Source organism: Ruegeria sp. CDSB013 (assembly GCF_059611165.1).
This window is the reverse complement of the sequence record NZ_JBXWPA010000005.1, coordinates 13423-29680: the sequence shown is the minus strand read 5'-3', so window position 1 is coordinate 29680 and position 16258 is coordinate 13423. Positions and strand designations below refer to the sequence as shown.

Here is a 16258-nt window from a genome sequence, read left to right as displayed (position 1 = left end):
CCCCTTCACGCGGCGGTTCCGCGCGGATTGCGTGCCCTCAGGTGCCTTAGAAAACATGCGCGTCTGTGGCGTGCCGCACGGCAAGAGTCAAGCCAGCGCTAGGATCTGTTCCGCTGCGAACGAAGCTTGGCAAAGTAATCCAGCCGCTTTTTTAGTTCCCGCTCAAAACCACGTTCCACGGGTTGATACAACTCGGGCCGTTCCATTCCGTCGGGAAAATAGTTTTGACCCGAAAAGCCATCTTCGGCGTCATGATCATAGGCATAGCCCGTTCCATAGCCCTGATCTTTCATCAACGATGTCGGCGCGTTCAGGATGTGTTTTGGCGGAGGTTCGCTGCCTGACTGCTTGGCCAATCGCATCGCCGCCTTGTACCCGACATAGGCACCGTTCGATTTTGGGGCCAAGGCCAGATAGACCAGCGCCTGCGCTATGGCCAATTCACCCTCGGGGCTACCCAAGCGTTCGTAAGTTTCCCACGCGTGCAGGCAGATCGTCTGCGCCTGCGGATCGGCAAGACCAATGTCTTCGACCGCCATCCGCGTGATCCGCCGCGCCAGATAGCGCGGATCCTCCCCACCCGTCAGCATCCGCGCAAACCAGTAAAGCGCCGCATCCGGGTCAGATCCGCGCACTGACTTATGCAGGGCCGAGATCAAATTGTAATGCTCGTCCCCGGATTTGTCGTATTTGGCCGCGCGGCGCATCAATCTTGTCGACAACGCATCAGGGTCCAGCGGTGCATCCACCTTCCAAGCCGCAACCTGTTCGATCAGATTCAACAGCGCGCGCCCGTCGCCATCCGCCATCTCCTGCAGAGCTTCGCGGGCATTGCCCGTCAGCGGCAGGGCGCGGTCCAGCTCTTTCTCTGCGCGCTGTGTCAGACGTTCAAGGTCGGCGAGGCTGAGCCGTTCAAGGACAAGAACCTGTGCTCGGCTAAGCACAGCGGCGTTCAGTTCAAAGGACGGGTTCTCGGTCGTGGCCCCGACCAGCAGGATCGTCCCATCCTCCATGTGCGGCAGGAACCCGTCCTGCTGCGCTTTGTTGAAGCGGTGAATCTCATCGACAAACAGCAACGTGCCCTGCCCGTTCTGCCGACGGATCTTGGCCGCCTCAAACACTTTCTTCAGGTCCGGCACGCCAGTAAAAATCGCACTGATCTGAACGAAATGCAGATCGGTTTCCTGCGCCAGCAAGCGTGCAATGGTGGTTTTCCCAACGCCCGGCGGGCCCCAAAAAACCAAACTGGACAGACTGCCCGAGGCCAGCATGACCCCCAGCGGAGCATCCGGGCCCAGTACCTGCTGTTGTCCGATGACCTCGGCCAACGACTGCGGGCGCAGCCGGTCCGCCAACGGGCGGTGCGGGGATGGTGCAGGCTCGCTCGCCCGGGTATCGAACAGGTCGCTCATGCGGTTACAGCCGGAACCGCAGAGATACGGCCCGTCCGCCCCGCAGAACATCCAAATTCAATCTGCGCCCCGGATCAGTCATCGCATCCACCACGTCTTTAGGATGTCGAACTTCCGTTCCGTTGATGCTTATGACTACATCACCCGCGCGCAATCCAGATCGTCCACCGTACCGGTCTGCATCCACAATCACCACGCCAGTTTGCGACAGCAACAGCCCCATCTGGGTAATGATCGCCGGGTTGATGCGCGACACCTTCAGGCCCGGCATCACGGTGTCATCGTTCAGAACGGTTTCATCAGCCGGTGGAGTTTCCGGGACCTTGATCAGGGCAACCTCGATATCCGCACTGTCCTGACCCCGCAGCCGGGTCAGCACCGAAGTGCCACCAACGCCGGCGACGGACATGCGGAACTTCATCTCGGCTGGGGAATTCACCTCATCCCCATCCACATGGGTCACCACATCCCCCACGCGCAGCCCTGCCTCACCCAGCGGACTCAGGGCGTGCAGGTCCGAGATCACAACACCCATAGGGAATACCAACCCCAGAGATTCGGCGATGTCCGCACTCATGTGCTGACCAGCGACCCCGGCCCAAGGGCTGACAAAGCTGTCATTCCCGGCCTTGGCCTGGCGCAAAAATTCGGCCACCAGATTTGCCGGGATCGCAAACCCGATACCGTTGGAGCCGCCTGATCGCGTCAGGATCGAGGTGTTAATCCCGATCAGATCACCATTCACGTCGATCAGCGCCCCGCCGGAATTGCCCGGATTGATCGCGGCGTCGGTTTGAATAAAGTACCCACGCGCGTTGCCGGTGGCCGTCCCGGTCCGCGCCAATCCAGAGATGATCCCGGAAGATACGGTTTGTCCCACACCAAACGGATTACCGATCGCAAGCGCCAGTTCTCCTACTTCGATCTGGTCGGAATCGCGGAAGTTCAGATGCGGCAAAACCTTGGCGTCTTCCAACCGCAGGATGGCAATATCGCTTTCCTTGTCGCCCAGCACCACTTGCGCCGAATACTCGCGCCGATCAGTTGTAACCACGCGGATTTCGGTAGCCGTGCCAACAACGTGATAGTTCGACACCACATAACCGTCTTCTGACAGAATGACGCCAGAGCCCAGTGAATTCTGCACATGTGGACGCGGTTCAGAGAACCCCCGACCGAAGAACTCTTCAAAAAACGGATCCGAGAAGAAAGGATTCGCCCGCCCCTGGCGAACAATCTTGGCATAGATGTTAACGACCGCCGGAGAGGCCTGTTTCACCACCGGGGCGAAACCAAGGCTGATTTCGGCCTGCGATGTTGGCACCTTTGTTTCAGCATTTGCTGACACTGCAAGTGTCGCCAGCATCAGAGAACAGAGAACTTTCCGCATGATCCATCCGTCGGTTAATCGCCTATCGGATATGCGTCTACACGGGCCGTAATGCAAGCATCCGTTCAGCGCGTTGGAGGCGTCAATCCAACGGAGCGTGCAGCCGCGTGCCTTCCGTGATGATCCCGCCGCGCTGGCCCACTTCAATCGTGCCATAACGCTGCCTGAAGACTTCGGGCAATTCGCGATCTCCTTCGGGCGACAGCCAAAGCCTCAGCAAATGGCGGCGCTCTGCCGGGTCAGGCCAGTCCACGAACCAGGTCCGGTCGTGCAGTTGCGAATGGTTGTACACGAACTGCATGTCACCCGGTTGCAGCCGCATGGAAAGACAGAGGTCGGGATCATTCGCCAGCGCATCAAACCGGTCCAGCGCCTCAATGTGATCCGGTGTCAGCCGCATCGCTTCAGGAAATCGTTGCGCACTGTCGATATACTGCCTTTGGTAGAACACCGTCAGCTTACCATCGTGCCAGGAGAACGGCGGGATCGACATAAAAGGTTCCATGCCGTCCGGCACTTCCCCTCGTCGGTCGGTCGCTATTGGGTCAAACAACCGTTCCAGCATTTCCGGGCATTCTGACCGCATCCTATTAAAGATCGTCTCGGCACTGACCAGCAGCGAATCTCCGCCCTCCTTAGCCTCGCGCAGGCACAGCAGGCCGACGATATCGGCGCTGTCGGTGTGAAATGTCTGGCGCTCATGCGTTTGATAGATCCGGGTATTCGGATCGTTCGCATCTGCACCGATGTCGCGCACATGCCCCAGAATGTGTCCCTGCGCGTTTTGTGACCGGGCCGAGCCCAGATGAGCACCGACACCGCAGAAAATCGTGGCCGCGACCTCTTGCGTATAATTCTGCACCGGAAGGCCACGGATCACTTCGAAACCGATCCCGTTGATCAGCTTCTCTCGCAGGCTTGCCAGATGCCGGTCAAACCGTTTTAAAGGGAAAGCGGGTTTTGTGATCTCACCGATATCTCTTTCGAGGCTCAGGTAGTGACGGGCAGCTTGCTCAAGATCCTCGACGTCGTCCGCCGTCAGATCAATGATCCATTCACTCCGACGCGTACGCATGTCCTGACCGGTCCACACAGACGGTCCCGTGAGTTCGTTCGGTAATTTAGTTGGGATTGCCATCATCCGTCCTCCACGCTCATCGTGCAGCATGATCCGTGAGGTTCGGGGATTCATCAACGGATATCGCCGAAAATGCTCTAACCGCGACACCAAGAGACCAAAAAGAAAAAAACCCCGCGTCCGAAACGCGGGGGTTTGAATTCAGAAAGCCGGGCTTTCTTATTCTTCGTCTGCGGCCTCTTCGGCGGCAACGCGGGCTTTGTCAGCCGCGCCTTTGGCGTCCAGATCACGGTCAACGAATTCGATGATCGCCATCGGTGCCATGTCGCCATAGCGGAAGCCAGCTTTCAGGATACGGACATATCCGCCCTGACGCTCGGCGTAGCGGGGGCCCAGGATTTCGAACAGCTTTGCGACGTCTTTGTCTTCTTTCAGCTGCGATGCGGCCTGACGGCGGGCGTGCAGGTCGCCGCGCTTGCCCAGAGTGACCAGCTTTTCGATGATCGGGCGCAGTTCTTTTGCCTTGGGCAGAGTTGTTTTGATCTGCTCATGTTCGATGAGCGAGCCAGCCATGTTTGCAAACAGAGCCTTACGGTGCTCATGAGTACGGTTAAGGCGGCGGTAACCACGTGCGTGACGCATTTTCTAGTTCCTTCTTCAGCGTTTTGCTTTGTCTGGCCGGCGATGCGTGTCACCGGCTCTCCTTGGGGCGGAAGTGCCCGTATTGTCCCCGGAAAGCCCAGGCATTGGGGAAGACGCGCTTAGAACGCGTCTTCGAATTTCTTCGCCAGATCTTCGATGTTGTCGGGCGGCCAATCCTCGACATCCATGCCAAGGTGCAGACCCATGCCGGACAGCACTTCCTTGATCTCGTTCAGCGACTTGCGGCCGAAGTTCGGGGTGCGCAGCATCTCGGCTTCGGTCTTCTGGATCAGATCGCCGATGTAAACGATGTTGTCGTTCTTCAGGCAGTTTGCCGAACGGACCGACAGCTCCAACTCGTCTACTTTCTTCAGCAGCAGCGGGTTGAACTCCAGACCATCGTCTTCGTCCTGGCGACCAGCCGCTTCGGGCTCGTCGAAATTGACGAAGATCGACAGCTGATCCTGCAGGATGCGTGCGGCAAAGGCCAGCGCGTCTTCCGGCGTGATCGAACCATCGGTTTCGATCTTCAGGGTCAGCTTGTCATAGTCCAGAACCTGACCTTCACGAGTCGGCTGAACGTCATAGGCAACCTTTTTGACCGGCGAATAGATCGCGTCAATCGGGATCAGGCCGATAGGCGCGTCTTCCGGCTTGTTCTTCTCAGCCGAAACATAGCCCTTACCGGTGTTGACGGTCAGTTCCATGAACAGGTCGGCGCCATCGTCCAGGTGGCAGATAACGTGATCGCGGTTCAGAACCTCGATACCAGCGCTTTCGCTGATGTCACCCGCGGTGACGACTGCTGGGCCTTTGGCATTGATCGACAGGCGCTTGGGGCCTTCGACTTCCATGCGCAGGGCGACCTGCTTGAGATTCAGGATGATGTCGGTGACGTCTTCGCGCACGCCAGCGACGCTCGAGAACTCGTGCAATACGTTGTCGATCTGGACGCTGGTGATGGCCGCACCTTGCAGCGAGCTCATCAGAACGCGGCGCAGCGCGTTGCCCAAGGTCAGACCAAAGCCACGCTCCAGCGGTTCAGCAACCAAGGTTGCCTGACGCGCGGGGTCGTTGCCCGGCTTGCCTTCCAGCTGTGTCGGCTTGATCAATTCAGCCCAATTCTTATGGATCATGTAATCCCTCCATTCCTGTCCGCGCCCCATGACCAACAAGGTGCAGACGCCCGAGGTTCAAAATGACGTGCTGGGGCCGTGCGAAAACACAGCCCCAGCTCAATTCAAAATCGCTTAGACGCGGCGGCGCTTCGGCGGGCGGCAACCGTTGTGAGCAATCGGTGTCACGTCACGGATCGACGTGATGTTGAAGCCCACAGCAGCCAGCGCGCGCAGAGCCGATTCACGACCAGAGCCGGGGCCCTGAACTTCGACTTCCAGCGTCTTGACACCGTGATCCTGCGCCTTCTTGCCTGCATCTTCTGCAGCCATCTGAGCGGCGTAGGGTGTCGATTTACGCGACCCTTTGAAACCCATAGTTCCTGCCGACGACCATGCAATGGCGTTGCCTTGCACGTCCGAGATCAGGATCTTGGTGTTGTTGAAGGTCGAATTCACATGGGCGACGCCCGATGCGATATTCTTGCGCTCTTTTTTCTTGGTACGAGTCTTTTCGCGTGCCATCAGTCAGACCCTCCTTATTTCTTCTTACCGGCAATGGCCTTTGCGGGGCCTTTGCGGGTACGAGCATTGGTATGGGTACGCTGACCGCGAACGGGCAGGTTACGACGGTGACGCAGACCGCGGTAGCAGCCCAGGTCCATCAGGCGCTTGACGTTCATCTGAACTTCGCGGCGCAGGTCACCTTCAACGGTGAAGTTTGCGTCGATATGTTCGCGGATGGCCAGAACTTCGGCGTCGGACAGTTCATTAACGCGACGGGTCGCGTCGATGCCTACGGCTTCGCAGATTGCTTTGGCCGAGGTGTTTCCGATACCGGTGATATATGTGAGGGCGATAGGTACCCGCTTTGCAGTCGGGATGTTTACGCCGGCAATACGTGCCACGTGTCACTTTCCTTTTTTGTTGCGGTTCCGTAGCTCCGGAACCTTTTTTCACAACACTCGATCTTGGCAGTGACGCCAGAGGATCCAGTATTATTCGAGGTGGTCGGGGCATCCGGAACGAATCCCGCATGCGGTCGTGATTCCCGTTAGGGATGGGGGTCGATATGGGCTTTTCCCGCTCAGGTCAAGGGCAGAAATGGATCAGCCGTTTCCGACGTCGACGCCACCATCCAAAACCTGCGAAATCTCGTTTTGAACGGCGTCAATTTCACCCAGGCCGTCAACCCAGGACAGGTTGCCCTTGGCATAGTAATAGCCGATCAGCATCGAGGTCTTTTTGTAGTACTCCATCAGACGGGTCTTGAGGCTTTCCTCATTATCATCTGCGCGGCGTTTGAAGTCGTTTTCCTTGCCGCAGTTGGTGCATTTTCCGTCCGCCGGGATCGGCTTGGTGACGTCATTGTAGACCTCGCCGCAACCACCACAGGTCGAGCGTGCGGTGATCCGTTCGACCAGCGCGTCATCGTTGACTTCCATCGCGATGACCGCGTCCAGCGTTTCGCCGGTGCTGTTCAGCAGATCTCCCAACGCGTCAGCCTGCGCCAGCGTGCGCGGAAAACCGTCGAAGATGAAACCGCCCTTGGTACCCTGTTCCAGCTTTTCACGGATCAGGCCGATGACGATCTCGTCGGTTACCAGCTCACCCTTGGCCATCACCTCGGCCACGCGGTTGCCCATTTCGGTCCCGCTGTCCTTGGCTTCTCGTAGCATGTCACCGGTGCTCAGTTGCACCATGCCGCGCGTTTCAACCAGGTGACGCGCTTGCGTTCCTTTGCCCGCACCCGGCGGGCCCAACAAAATGATGTTCATCGACGAGCGGGTCCCTTCCTGCCGCGTTTCTTGCTTTTACCGCGCAGCTGGGACTTTTCGATAAGCCCTTCGTATTGATGCGCCAGCAAATGGCTCTGGACTTGCTGGATCGTGTCCATGGTCACAGAGACGATAATCAGAACCGAGGTGCCGCCGAAGTAGAACGGGATGGCGAATTGGTTCCGCAGAATTTCAGGCAGCAAACATACCAGCGCCAGATAGGCCGAACCCAGAACCAGCACGCGGTTGACCACGTATTCCAGATACTCGGCGGTTTTCTTGCCGGGGCGAATGCCAGGCACAAAACCATTCTGCTTTTTCAGGTTGTCCGCAACATCATCCGGTTTGAACGAGACGTTGAACGTGTAGAAATAGGCGAAGAATACGATCATCGACGCGAAGAACAGCAGATACAGCGGCTGACCGGGGCCAAAGTTGGCCAGCAGCCAAGACATGACCGGCCCGTTTGTGGCACCCGACGAGAAGGTCGAGATCGTCACCGGCAGCAACAGCAACGAGCTGGCAAAGATCGCCGGGATAACACCCGCCGGGTTCACCTTGACTGGCAGGTGGCTGGAGCCGCCCTCGTATACCTTCATGCCGGCCTGGCGGCGCGGGTATTGAATGTGGATCTTGCGCAGCGCGCGTTCCATGAACACCACGAAGGTGATGACCACGATAACCATGACAATCACACCGATGATCACGGCGGGGCTGATTGCACCCGAGCGACCCGACGCAAAGAACTGCGCCAGAGCGGCCGGAACCTCGGCAATAATGCCGACGAAGATGATCAGAGAGATACCGTTGCCGATGCCGCGCGCGGTGATCTGTTCACCCAGCCACATCAGGAACATCGTACCGCCAACCAGAGTGATCATGGTCGACATGCGGAAGAAAAGCCCAGGGTCGGTGGCCAGATCGCCCGATTCCAGAGAAACCGCCAGACCATAGGCCTGAACAGTGGCCAAGGCCACGGTGCCGAAACGGGTGTACTGGTTGATTTTCTTGCGCCCCTGCTCGCCCTCTTTCTTGAGCTGTTCGAGCGCGGGAACCATGGATGTCAGCAGTTGCACGATGATCGAGGCTGAAATGTAAGGCATGATGCCGAGGGCAAAGATACCCATCCGCCCCAGCGCCCCGCCGGTGAACATCGAAACCATGCCGCCGATGCCCTGCCCCGCTTGCTCCATGAACTCGCGCAGTGCTTGTCCGTCGATCCCCGGCACCGGAATAAAGGTGCCCAAACGATAGACGATCAGCAATGCAAGCGTGAACAGGATGCGGTTGCGCAGATCGGTGGCTTTACCAAGGGCAGACCAGCTCGTGTTGGCTGCCATTTGTTCTGCTGCTGATACCATAAATCGGTCTCTCTTATGAAAACACCGCCCGGAACCGTTTTCCGGCTCGGGCGGCGTCTTGGAAAACTCTGAGGTCTATGTAAGCGGGTCTTGGCCCGCTCACAAGCGCTTACTCTGCCGCAGCAGCTTTTGTGACCGTAAGTGAGCCGCCCGCTTTCTCAACTGCTTCAACAGCAGCTTTCGAAGCACCGGTGACTTCCAGGTTCACTTTCGCGCTGATTTCGCCCTTTGCCAGAACTCGGATACCGTCCAGTTTGCGACGGACCAGACCGGATGCAACCAGTGCGTCCTCGGTGATCGCAGCTTTGGCGTCCAGCTTGCCGGCGTCGACGAATTTCTGGATCAGGCCCAGGTTGATAACGGCGAATGCCTTGCGGTTCGGCTTGTTGAAGCCACGCTTGGGCAGACGCTGGTACAAAGGCATCTGGCCGCCTTCATAACCATTGATGGCCACACCCGAACGGGATTTCTGGCCTTTGATACCACGGCCACCCATTTTACCTTTGCCGGAACCCGGACCACGACCAACGCGGGTGCGTTTCGGTGTGGCGCCAGGATTGTCGCGCAATTCGTTCAGTTTCATTTCGCTTCTCCTAAGCCGGAAATGACCCGCGAAGCGTGATGGGTCAGACACGGCATTTCTTGGTTTTGATTCGTATGGCGCAAAGCCACCGCAGGCGTATAGGACTGTTGGGACAAGTTGGCAAGCCCACAGCCCCTAGACGTCATTCGTCAGGCACATCGACAAGGACGTCTGTTGCGGCTTTTGTCTGCAAGGGCGCTGCGTGCGGGTCGATCTCATGCTTTTCGACCAACCGGCCAACCATACTTTCCGGATGCGGGATTCCATTGAACCTATTGCGTATGAACGAACGCATGCGCCGTCCGTAGAAATGGATCGACATGGTGTTCTCAGTAAGGAACCGCTCGGCATTTCCGTTGGGCCGCATCATTGCCCGCCGATCCTTGTATGTTACAGGGTACAAAACGTCCTGGGGTTGGGAAAATCGAGCCTCATTATTGTCCCGCAAAAGCCAGGTCAGGGCGCGTGGGCCCCAAATGCCCCACGGCATATCGCTTGCGTGCGGCGTTTCACCAGCCAAGGCCATGTCAATAAGCGGCCGCCGTTGCTTGGGCGACAGCCAATGCGGAATGCGACAAGGGTGATTGGTGTAATCGATCAAATCATACAGCGTTGCGCTGTCCGCAGGCAAAGCCAACACCCCACCGTTGATTTCGTGCGCGGCTAGCCAACCATGCAAATGACCGTTTTCAGTTGTAAAGGGTTTGACGCAATACGCGTCGGTATCGGCCCAGATTATGTCCGGCACTTTCGCCAGCATCTGCACGCGAAACTTGTCGGAATGCAGCGCGGGACTGCCCGTGCGCTTGTGTAGGATCACCTCATCATCCGCCAGTACCTCCCGCGCGTCACGCACTTCGACACCCTCGGGGATGTTTGTGACCGGCCCGTAAGTATAGAGGCGAACATGTTGACCGACATCCAGGAATGATTTGATGCACAACTGCTCGAGAAAGCTGAGAGGGCCTTCAATCCAAAGCATGCCAACCTGATACTCTTTCACCGGATCCGACCCTTCATGTTGTTCTTGGTTGCGGCTCCGACAGGCGCCCAACTGCGTGTTTGGCCCATTTCCCGCAGGGTCGCAACGGTTGGAGCTAATTTCCTGTCGACTGTGCCAAGAGCACCCCGGAATCAAAAGAGACGCCCTCAGGCGTCTCTTGGTCAGGTTGTCGGGAAGATCACGAACAATAAACGTGGTCCCGAGCGATGTCCTTTATATCACAGCGGCGGACTCCGATGTCGTCCAGTTCACGATCTGTCAGACTCTGCAATTCAGAATAAGTCTGATCATACTGAGCACGCAGGGCATTTGCCTCTTTGACGCGCTGGAAAAAGTTCGCGATGCGGGCGCTCAGGCCAAAGCCGTCGCGGGAATATGTTGCTGTATGTGCCATAGTTTATTTCCTTTCTCTGCCCGGGGCGAATTCCCCGGATACTGTTTGCGTTCCTTGTTTGGACAGGGCTGAGATAGGTCCAGGCGATATCGCTAACAACCGAAGTTTCGGTCTAGCCGTTATGCATCTATTGAATAGCTGAGCAGCAGGGATCGATGCTGCGAGCCCGATAGCATGCGATGAAACGGCGGCTACGGTCAAAGCCCGGTCCAGCTACTTTCCCGCACGTCTTCTGCGGGCAGTCATCGCCCGGCCGTCGCGTATACTCAGCCCCATCAGCGCCAGGTTGGCTGCCCCCGCGAGCAACTCAACGACCTGCACAGAGTAAAAACTGGCATCGAAGTCCCCTGCGTTTGCTTTTGCGCTGAGATAGATTGCGGCGGGAACAAGGATCAACAGGCCGTTCATCGCGATGATCGGCATTCGCATTTTCTTGGCAAGCGCCCGCGCGTCCTTGCGTCGACGCCCAAGGGACATGCCGGATGCACCCACGATCACCATTGCGGGCACAAGGATAAACAGCCCACTGACGATCATGGACTTTACGGCCGCGACAGTCGCATGGGTCGCAAACAACTCGCTGTACAAAGTGGACGTCCAGAACATGAATATTGTCAGGAATCCTATTATACCGGCGATGGGGTGAATTGACTTTATCATGTGCCTACTCCGCTTTTGACATCAGGCGACGCAGTGGTTTTCGACTGTGAGTTTTCTTAGAAGATGTGGACGTGCCACGGCGCTTTCGGGATAGTCTGCAATTCGACGCTGGAACTCTGGGTGGGTGAAGGCGTCGCGAAAGCTTTTGACGTCCTGCCAGATCGCATAATTCACGAAGGTCGAGCTGCCAGCGATCCCCTGATGAAGCTGGGTCGAGATGTATCCCGGCTGGAACTTCATGAAGTCCGCATCGTGTGCCCAGGCCTTCAACAGCGCCTCTTCGTCTTTCGCGTCCACCGTAAAAACGTTGATCAGCACCACGGGGCCTTCCTCGGCCTGCATCTGATCAGCCAGTGTGACGACCTTATCCATCTCTTCGATATGAGCCATTTCGATTCCTCTTCATTCACTTGTATAGCTTGCTATATATTATTGCATAGCTTGCTATTCAAGTGTAAATCTCAAGCATGGATTTCGAAAAAGAGAACTCGGCCGGATATCTGGTCAATCACATGGCGCGATTGTTCGCGAAAGAGCTGCAACACCACATTGCGCCTTTGGGCATCGTTGTTGGACAGTTCCCAGTCTTACTGGAGCTTTGGCTCAAAGACGGAGTCACCCAAAAGGATCTGCTGGCCAAGATTGACGTCGAACAGGCGACCCTGGCCAACACGCTCAACCGTATGGAGCGCGACGGCTTGATCAAAAGAACGAAAAACCCCGCTGACGCCAGGGCTCAGTTGATCTGGTTAACCGAAAAGGCCGTCGCGCTTAGAAACAGCGCCTATGAGTCGGCCCAGAACGTGAATTCCCAAGCCTTGCAAGTTCTGACTGAGCCTGAGCGGGCGCAGTTCATGGATTATATGCGGCGGGTAATAAGCGGAATACGTACAAGTTGAACTAAAACCACATCGGGTGAGGCGACAGTCAACACTGCCCTTAGACAAAAAAACGCCCCCGAACTGATCGGAGGCGTTTCTAGCTCTTAGAAGCAAGGCGCTTAGCCGCGCTCTTCGATGATCTCAACCAGATGCGGGATCTTGTTGACCATGCCGCGCACCGAGGGGGTATCCTCAAGCTCGCGGGTTTTGTGCATCTTGTTCAGGCCCAGGCCGATCAGAGTTGCGCGCTGTTCAGCGGGGCGACGGATCGGGGAACCGATTTGCTTGACGACGATGGTTTTTGCCATGGGTCGCTCTCCTTATGCTTCTGCTTCAGCAGCAGCTGGTGCTTCGTCCCGCTTGGGCAGGATGTCAGCAACCTTTTTGCCACGACGCTGGGCAACCGAACGCGGGCTCTGCTCTTTCTGCAGGCCGTTGATGGTGGCGCGGATCATGTTGTACGGATTCTGCGAGCCCAGCGACTTGGACACAACGTCCTTCACGCCCAGCATTTCGAACACGGCACGCATCGGACCACCGGCGATGATACCGGTACCTTCAGGTGCGCTGCGCATAACCACTTTACCGGCGCCATGACGGCCTTCGATGTCATGGTGCAGGGTACGACCTTCGCGCAGTTGCACGCGGATCATCTGACGCTTGGCTTGTTCAGTCGCTTTGCGGATGGCTTCAGGTACTTCTTTCGCTTTACCTTTGCCAAAGCCTACGCGGCCTTTCTGATCGCCTACGACCACCAGAGCGGCGAAGCCAAAGCGCTTACCACCTTTTACGGTTTTCGATACGCGGTTGATCGCAACCAGACGATCTGCGAATTCCGGAGTTTCGTCGCGGTCACGTCCACGGCCCCGGCGGTTATCACGTTCTGCCATTTTGGCATCCCTTTTTTTGGTGACGCTTGCGGCGTCGTTTGTTCAATCCAAGTGGGCCTCGGCATTGCCAAGGCCCCCGGATCATCGGGGCGGATCGAAACCCGCCCGCAAGTCTTAGATCTTCAGACCACCTTCACGCGCAGCGTCGGCGACAGCCTTCACTTTGCCGTGGAACAGGAAGCCACCACGATCGAAATAGGCCTCTTTGACGCCTGCCTTCTTGGCACGCTCGGCGATGGCCGCGCCCACTTTGGTGGCCGCTTCGACGTTGTTCTTGCCAACAACACCCAGATCTTTTTCCAGGGTTGAGGCCGAGGCCAGGGTCACGCCACGTACGTCGTCGATCAACTGAACAGAGATGTTCTTGTTCGAACGGTGTACGGACAAACGCGGACGACCCGCGTTGACCTTGCGAAGTTTGTTCCGAACGCGCAGGCGGCGCTTCAGAAACAGGGTTCTTTTGCTGTTTGCCATTGTTTGCGTCCTTACTTCTTCTTGCCTTCTTTGCGGAAGATGAACTCGCCCTTATAGCGGATGCCTTTGCCCTTATAGGGCTCGGGACGGCGCCATTCACGGATTTTCGCCGCGACTTCGCCCACCTGCTGCTGGTCGTTACCTTCCACAATGATCACGGTCTGCTTCGGCGCGGTGATGGTGACACCTTCCGGAGCAACGAAATCAACGTCATGGCTGTAGCCCAGGTTCAATTTCAGGGTGTTGCCCTGCATCTGAGCCCGGTAACCAACACCCTGGATCTCCAGCTCTTTCTTGAAGCCTTCGGTCACACCGGTCACCAAGTTTGCGACCATTGTGCGGCTCATGCCCCACTGCTGGCGCGCGCGCTTGGACATACCGCGAGGGTTGATCTGAACCACGTTATCTTCGACCGACAGCGTAACGTCGTCGGTCGCAGTGAAGCTGCGGGCGCCTTTCGGGCCTTTGACTTCGATGGTCTGGCCGGAAACCGAGGCAGTTACGCCGCTGGGCAATTCGACCGGACGTTTACCAATACGAGACATTGACAGACCTCCTTAGAAGACGGTGCAGAGCACTTCGCCACCAACATTGTTGGAGCGTGCGTTCTGGTCCGACATCACACCTTTCGGAGTGCTGACAATCGACACACCCAGACCCTGACGGACCTGCGGGATGTCATTGACGCCCATGTATACGCGACGACCGGGCTTCGAGACCCGCTTCAGTTCGCGAATGACAGGGGTGCCTTCGTAGTATTTCAGGCTGATTTCGATGGCCGGATGACCGTTTTCACCGGTCGTCGCTTCGTAGCCACGGATGTAACCTTCGTCCGCCAGCACGTCCAGAACCCAACCACGCAGCTTGGAAGCCGGGGTGGAAACGGTGGACTTGCCACGCATTTGCGCGTTGCGGATACGGGTGAGCATATCGCCGATAGGATCGTTCATATCATTCTCTCCCTTACCAGCTCGATTTCACCATGCCGGGGATCTGACCAGCAGAACCCAGCTCGCGCAGCGCGATACGGCTGACCTTCAGCTTACGGTAGTAAGCGTGGGGACGACCGGTCAGCTGACAGCGGTTGTGCAGACGAGTAGCCGAGCTGTTGCGCGGCAGTTTCGCCAGTTTCAGACGCGCTTTGAAGCGCTCTTCCATCGGCTTGCTCTCGTCATTCGCGATTTCTTTCAGCTCGGCACGCTTTGCGGCATATTTGGCCACCAGGCGTTCGCGCTTCTTCTCGCGTTCGATCATTGCTTTTTTAGCCATGTCTCAATCCTCCCGGCGCTTACGCGTTGAACGGCATGTTGAAAGCTTTCAACAGTGCCTTTGCTTCAGCGTCGGTTTTCGCTGTGGTGGCAATTACGATGTCCATGCCCCAGACTTCGTCAACTTTGTCGAAGTCGATTTCCGGGAACACGATGTGCTCTTTCATGCCCATGGCAAAGTTGCCCTGACCATCGAAAGACGGCTTCACGCCGCGGAAGTCACGAATCCGTGGCATCGCGATGGTGATCAGACGATCCAGGAATTCGTACATCCGGTCACCGCGAAGGGTCACTTTCGCGCCCAGCGGCATGTCTTCACGGACGCGGAAGCCAGCGATCGACTTCTTCGCCTTGGTCGAAACAGCCTGTTGACCAGCAATTGCAGTCAGATCCTCGACGGCAGCTTTCGCTTTCTTCGAGTCTTTGACCGCTTCGGCACCACAACCGATGTTCAGAACGATTTTGTCCAGCTTGGGCAGCTGCATGTCGTTCTTGTAGCCGAACTCTTCTTTCAGAGCGGCACGGATGGTTTCAGCGTACTGAGCTTTCAGACGCGGGGTGTAGGTTGCGTTATCAAGCATCGATCACGTCCCCCGTGGTCTTGGCGAAGCGCACTTTCTTGTCACCTTCCATGCGGAAGCCAACGCGGGTTGCTTTGCCGTTCTTGTCCAGCAGAGCCAGGTTCGACAACTCGATCGGGTTTGCCTGAGGCAGACGACCACCCTGAGAGTTCTGAGTCTGACGAGTGGCGCGGATGGCGATGTTGATGCCGTCAACAACAGCTTTTCCGGCAGATGGGTTAACCGAGGTGATAGTTCCCTCTTTACCCTTGTCCTTGCCGGCCAGCACGACGACCTTGTCGCCTTTGCGGAGTTTAGCAGCCATGATTACAGCACCTCCGGAGCCAGCGAGATGATTTTCATGAAGTTCTTGCCACGCAGTTCACGAACAACCGGGCCAAAGATACGTGTACCTACGGGCTCGTTGTTGTTGTTCAGGATGACGGCGGCGTTGCGATCAAAACGGATCGCGGTGCCGTCTTCGCGACGGACTTCTTTGGCGGTGCGTACGACGACGGCCTTACGGACGTCACCTTTCTTTACGCGGCCGCGCGGGATGGCTTCCTTCACCGAGACGACAATGATGTCGCCGACGGAGGCGTATTTACGCTTGGAACCACCCAGGACCTTGATGCACTGAACTCGGCGTGCGCCGGAGTTGTCAGCGACATCCAGATTGGTCTGCATCTGGATCATGTGGTTTCTCCCGACCTGTGGGGGCTGGTCTGGTTAGATCCCCCAGGGTTTCGACAAATGGAAAATCCTGAAA

General features: G+C 57.1%; 24 protein-coding genes. 1 reads left to right on the top strand and 23 read right to left on the bottom strand.

Translation table 11 applies throughout. The annotated features are described in order from the left end of the window. Positions 1-98: 98 nt before the first annotated feature. From AC2FJF_RS10455 to AC2FJF_RS10390, 14 genes are all read right to left on the bottom strand, one after another. Positions 99-1412, bottom strand: coding sequence for a replication-associated recombination protein A (locus tag AC2FJF_RS10455; protein WP_496725267.1), 1314 nt, complete (start codon positions 1410-1412; stop codon positions 99-101). A gap of 4 nt (positions 1413-1416) precedes the next feature. After that, a complete protein-coding gene (locus AC2FJF_RS10450; RefSeq protein WP_496725572.1) occupies positions 1417-2805 on the bottom strand; it encodes a trypsin-like peptidase domain-containing protein in 1389 nt (462 codons plus the stop codon). A 79-nt stretch (positions 2806-2884) separates the two neighbouring features. Next, a complete protein-coding gene (locus AC2FJF_RS10445; RefSeq protein ID WP_496725265.1) occupies positions 2885-3994 on the bottom strand; it encodes a TauD/TfdA family dioxygenase in 1110 nt (369 codons plus the stop codon). Between the two features lie 105 nt (positions 3995-4099). Then, on the bottom strand, positions 4100-4522 hold the full coding sequence (gene rplQ, locus AC2FJF_RS10440; RefSeq protein ID WP_058272384.1) for a 50S ribosomal protein L17: 423 nt from the start codon (positions 4520-4522) through the stop codon (positions 4100-4102). A gap of 119 nt (positions 4523-4641) precedes the next feature. Then, the gene (locus AC2FJF_RS10435) at positions 4642-5658 is read right to left on the bottom strand and encodes a DNA-directed RNA polymerase subunit alpha (RefSeq protein ID WP_113791474.1); all 1017 of its coding nucleotides are present in this window, start codon (positions 5656-5658) and stop codon (positions 4642-4644) included. Between the two features lie 114 nt (positions 5659-5772). Continuing rightward, complete coding sequence (gene rpsK, locus AC2FJF_RS10430) at positions 5773-6162, bottom strand: 30S ribosomal protein S11 (RefSeq protein ID WP_037311698.1); 390 nt, start codon at positions 6160-6162, stop codon at positions 5773-5775. Between the two features lie 14 nt (positions 6163-6176). Continuing rightward, entirely contained in the window at positions 6177-6545 is a 369-nt protein-coding gene (rpsM, locus tag AC2FJF_RS10425) for a 30S ribosomal protein S13 (RefSeq protein ID WP_058272383.1), read from the bottom strand. Positions 6546-6746: 201 nt separating this feature from the next. Continuing rightward, positions 6747-7415 (bottom strand): adenylate kinase, encoded by a 669-nt coding sequence (locus AC2FJF_RS10420; RefSeq protein ID WP_496725262.1) that lies wholly within the window; start codon positions 7413-7415, stop codon positions 6747-6749. Continuing rightward, a complete protein-coding gene (gene secY / locus AC2FJF_RS10415) occupies positions 7412-8776 on the bottom strand; it encodes a preprotein translocase subunit SecY (RefSeq protein WP_058276180.1) in 1365 nt (454 codons plus the stop codon). Before secY ends, AC2FJF_RS10420 begins: the two co-directional genes overlap by 4 nt. Before the next feature lie 109 nt (positions 8777-8885). Then, complete coding sequence (gene rplO, locus AC2FJF_RS10410) at positions 8886-9359, bottom strand: 50S ribosomal protein L15 (protein ID WP_496725260.1); 474 nt, start codon at positions 9357-9359, stop codon at positions 8886-8888. A gap of 142 nt (positions 9360-9501) precedes the next feature. Further along, positions 9502-10362, bottom strand: a complete 861-nt coding sequence (locus AC2FJF_RS10405) for a hypothetical protein (RefSeq protein WP_496725258.1) — start codon at positions 10360-10362, stop codon at positions 9502-9504. Between the two features lie 178 nt (positions 10363-10540). After that, a complete protein-coding gene (locus AC2FJF_RS10400) occupies positions 10541-10756 on the bottom strand; it encodes a DUF1127 domain-containing protein (RefSeq protein ID WP_496725256.1) in 216 nt (71 codons plus the stop codon). A 213-nt stretch (positions 10757-10969) separates the two neighbouring features. Continuing rightward, positions 10970-11416: a hypothetical protein gene (locus tag AC2FJF_RS10395; protein WP_496725254.1), complete on the bottom strand. Its 447-nt coding sequence runs from the start codon at positions 11414-11416 to the stop codon at positions 10970-10972. 21 nt (positions 11417-11437) lie between these two features. After that, positions 11438-11806, bottom strand: a complete 369-nt coding sequence (locus AC2FJF_RS10390) for an antibiotic biosynthesis monooxygenase family protein (protein WP_496725252.1) — start codon at positions 11804-11806, stop codon at positions 11438-11440. 77 nt (positions 11807-11883) lie between these two features. Between AC2FJF_RS10390 and AC2FJF_RS10385 the strand changes: the two genes are divergently transcribed. Continuing rightward, entirely contained in the window at positions 11884-12315 is a 432-nt protein-coding gene (locus AC2FJF_RS10385) for a MarR family winged helix-turn-helix transcriptional regulator (RefSeq protein WP_496725250.1), read from the top strand. A gap of 101 nt (positions 12316-12416) precedes the next feature. Here the strand turns inward: AC2FJF_RS10385 and rpmD are convergent, their stop codons facing one another. The 9 genes from rpmD to rplN form a co-directional block, all read right to left on the bottom strand. After that, positions 12417-12605: a 50S ribosomal protein L30 gene (gene rpmD / locus AC2FJF_RS10380; RefSeq protein WP_008757946.1), complete on the bottom strand. Its 189-nt coding sequence runs from the start codon at positions 12603-12605 to the stop codon at positions 12417-12419. Positions 12606-12617: 12 nt separating this feature from the next. Further along, the gene (gene rpsE, locus AC2FJF_RS10375) at positions 12618-13187 is read right to left on the bottom strand and encodes a 30S ribosomal protein S5 (RefSeq protein ID WP_058272455.1); all 570 of its coding nucleotides are present in this window, start codon (positions 13185-13187) and stop codon (positions 12618-12620) included. 114 nt (positions 13188-13301) lie between these two features. After that, positions 13302-13661 (bottom strand): 50S ribosomal protein L18, encoded by a 360-nt coding sequence (gene rplR / locus AC2FJF_RS10370; RefSeq protein WP_496725248.1) that lies wholly within the window; start codon positions 13659-13661, stop codon positions 13302-13304. An 11-nt stretch (positions 13662-13672) separates the two neighbouring features. Further along, positions 13673-14206 carry a 50S ribosomal protein L6 gene (gene rplF, locus AC2FJF_RS10365; RefSeq protein ID WP_058272374.1) on the bottom strand — a complete coding sequence of 178 codons (534 nt, stop codon included), beginning with the start codon at positions 14204-14206 and terminating at the stop codon, positions 13673-13675. 12 nt (positions 14207-14218) lie between these two features. Then, complete coding sequence (gene rpsH / locus AC2FJF_RS10360) at positions 14219-14611, bottom strand: 30S ribosomal protein S8 (RefSeq protein WP_008757119.1); 393 nt, start codon at positions 14609-14611, stop codon at positions 14219-14221. 13 nt (positions 14612-14624) lie between these two features. Then, entirely contained in the window at positions 14625-14930 is a 306-nt protein-coding gene (gene rpsN / locus AC2FJF_RS10355; protein ID WP_010437098.1) for a 30S ribosomal protein S14, read from the bottom strand. Positions 14931-14949: 19 nt separating this feature from the next. Beyond that, the gene (gene rplE / locus AC2FJF_RS10350; protein WP_058272373.1) at positions 14950-15510 is read right to left on the bottom strand and encodes a 50S ribosomal protein L5; all 561 of its coding nucleotides are present in this window, start codon (positions 15508-15510) and stop codon (positions 14950-14952) included. After that, entirely contained in the window at positions 15503-15814 is a 312-nt protein-coding gene (gene rplX, locus AC2FJF_RS10345) for a 50S ribosomal protein L24 (protein WP_058272372.1), read from the bottom strand. The genes rplE and rplX overlap by 8 nt, the downstream gene beginning before the upstream one ends. Positions 15815-15816: 2 nt before the next feature. Then, a complete protein-coding gene (gene rplN, locus AC2FJF_RS10340; RefSeq protein ID WP_008757934.1) occupies positions 15817-16185 on the bottom strand; it encodes a 50S ribosomal protein L14 in 369 nt (122 codons plus the stop codon). Positions 16186-16258: the final 73 nt, after the last annotated feature.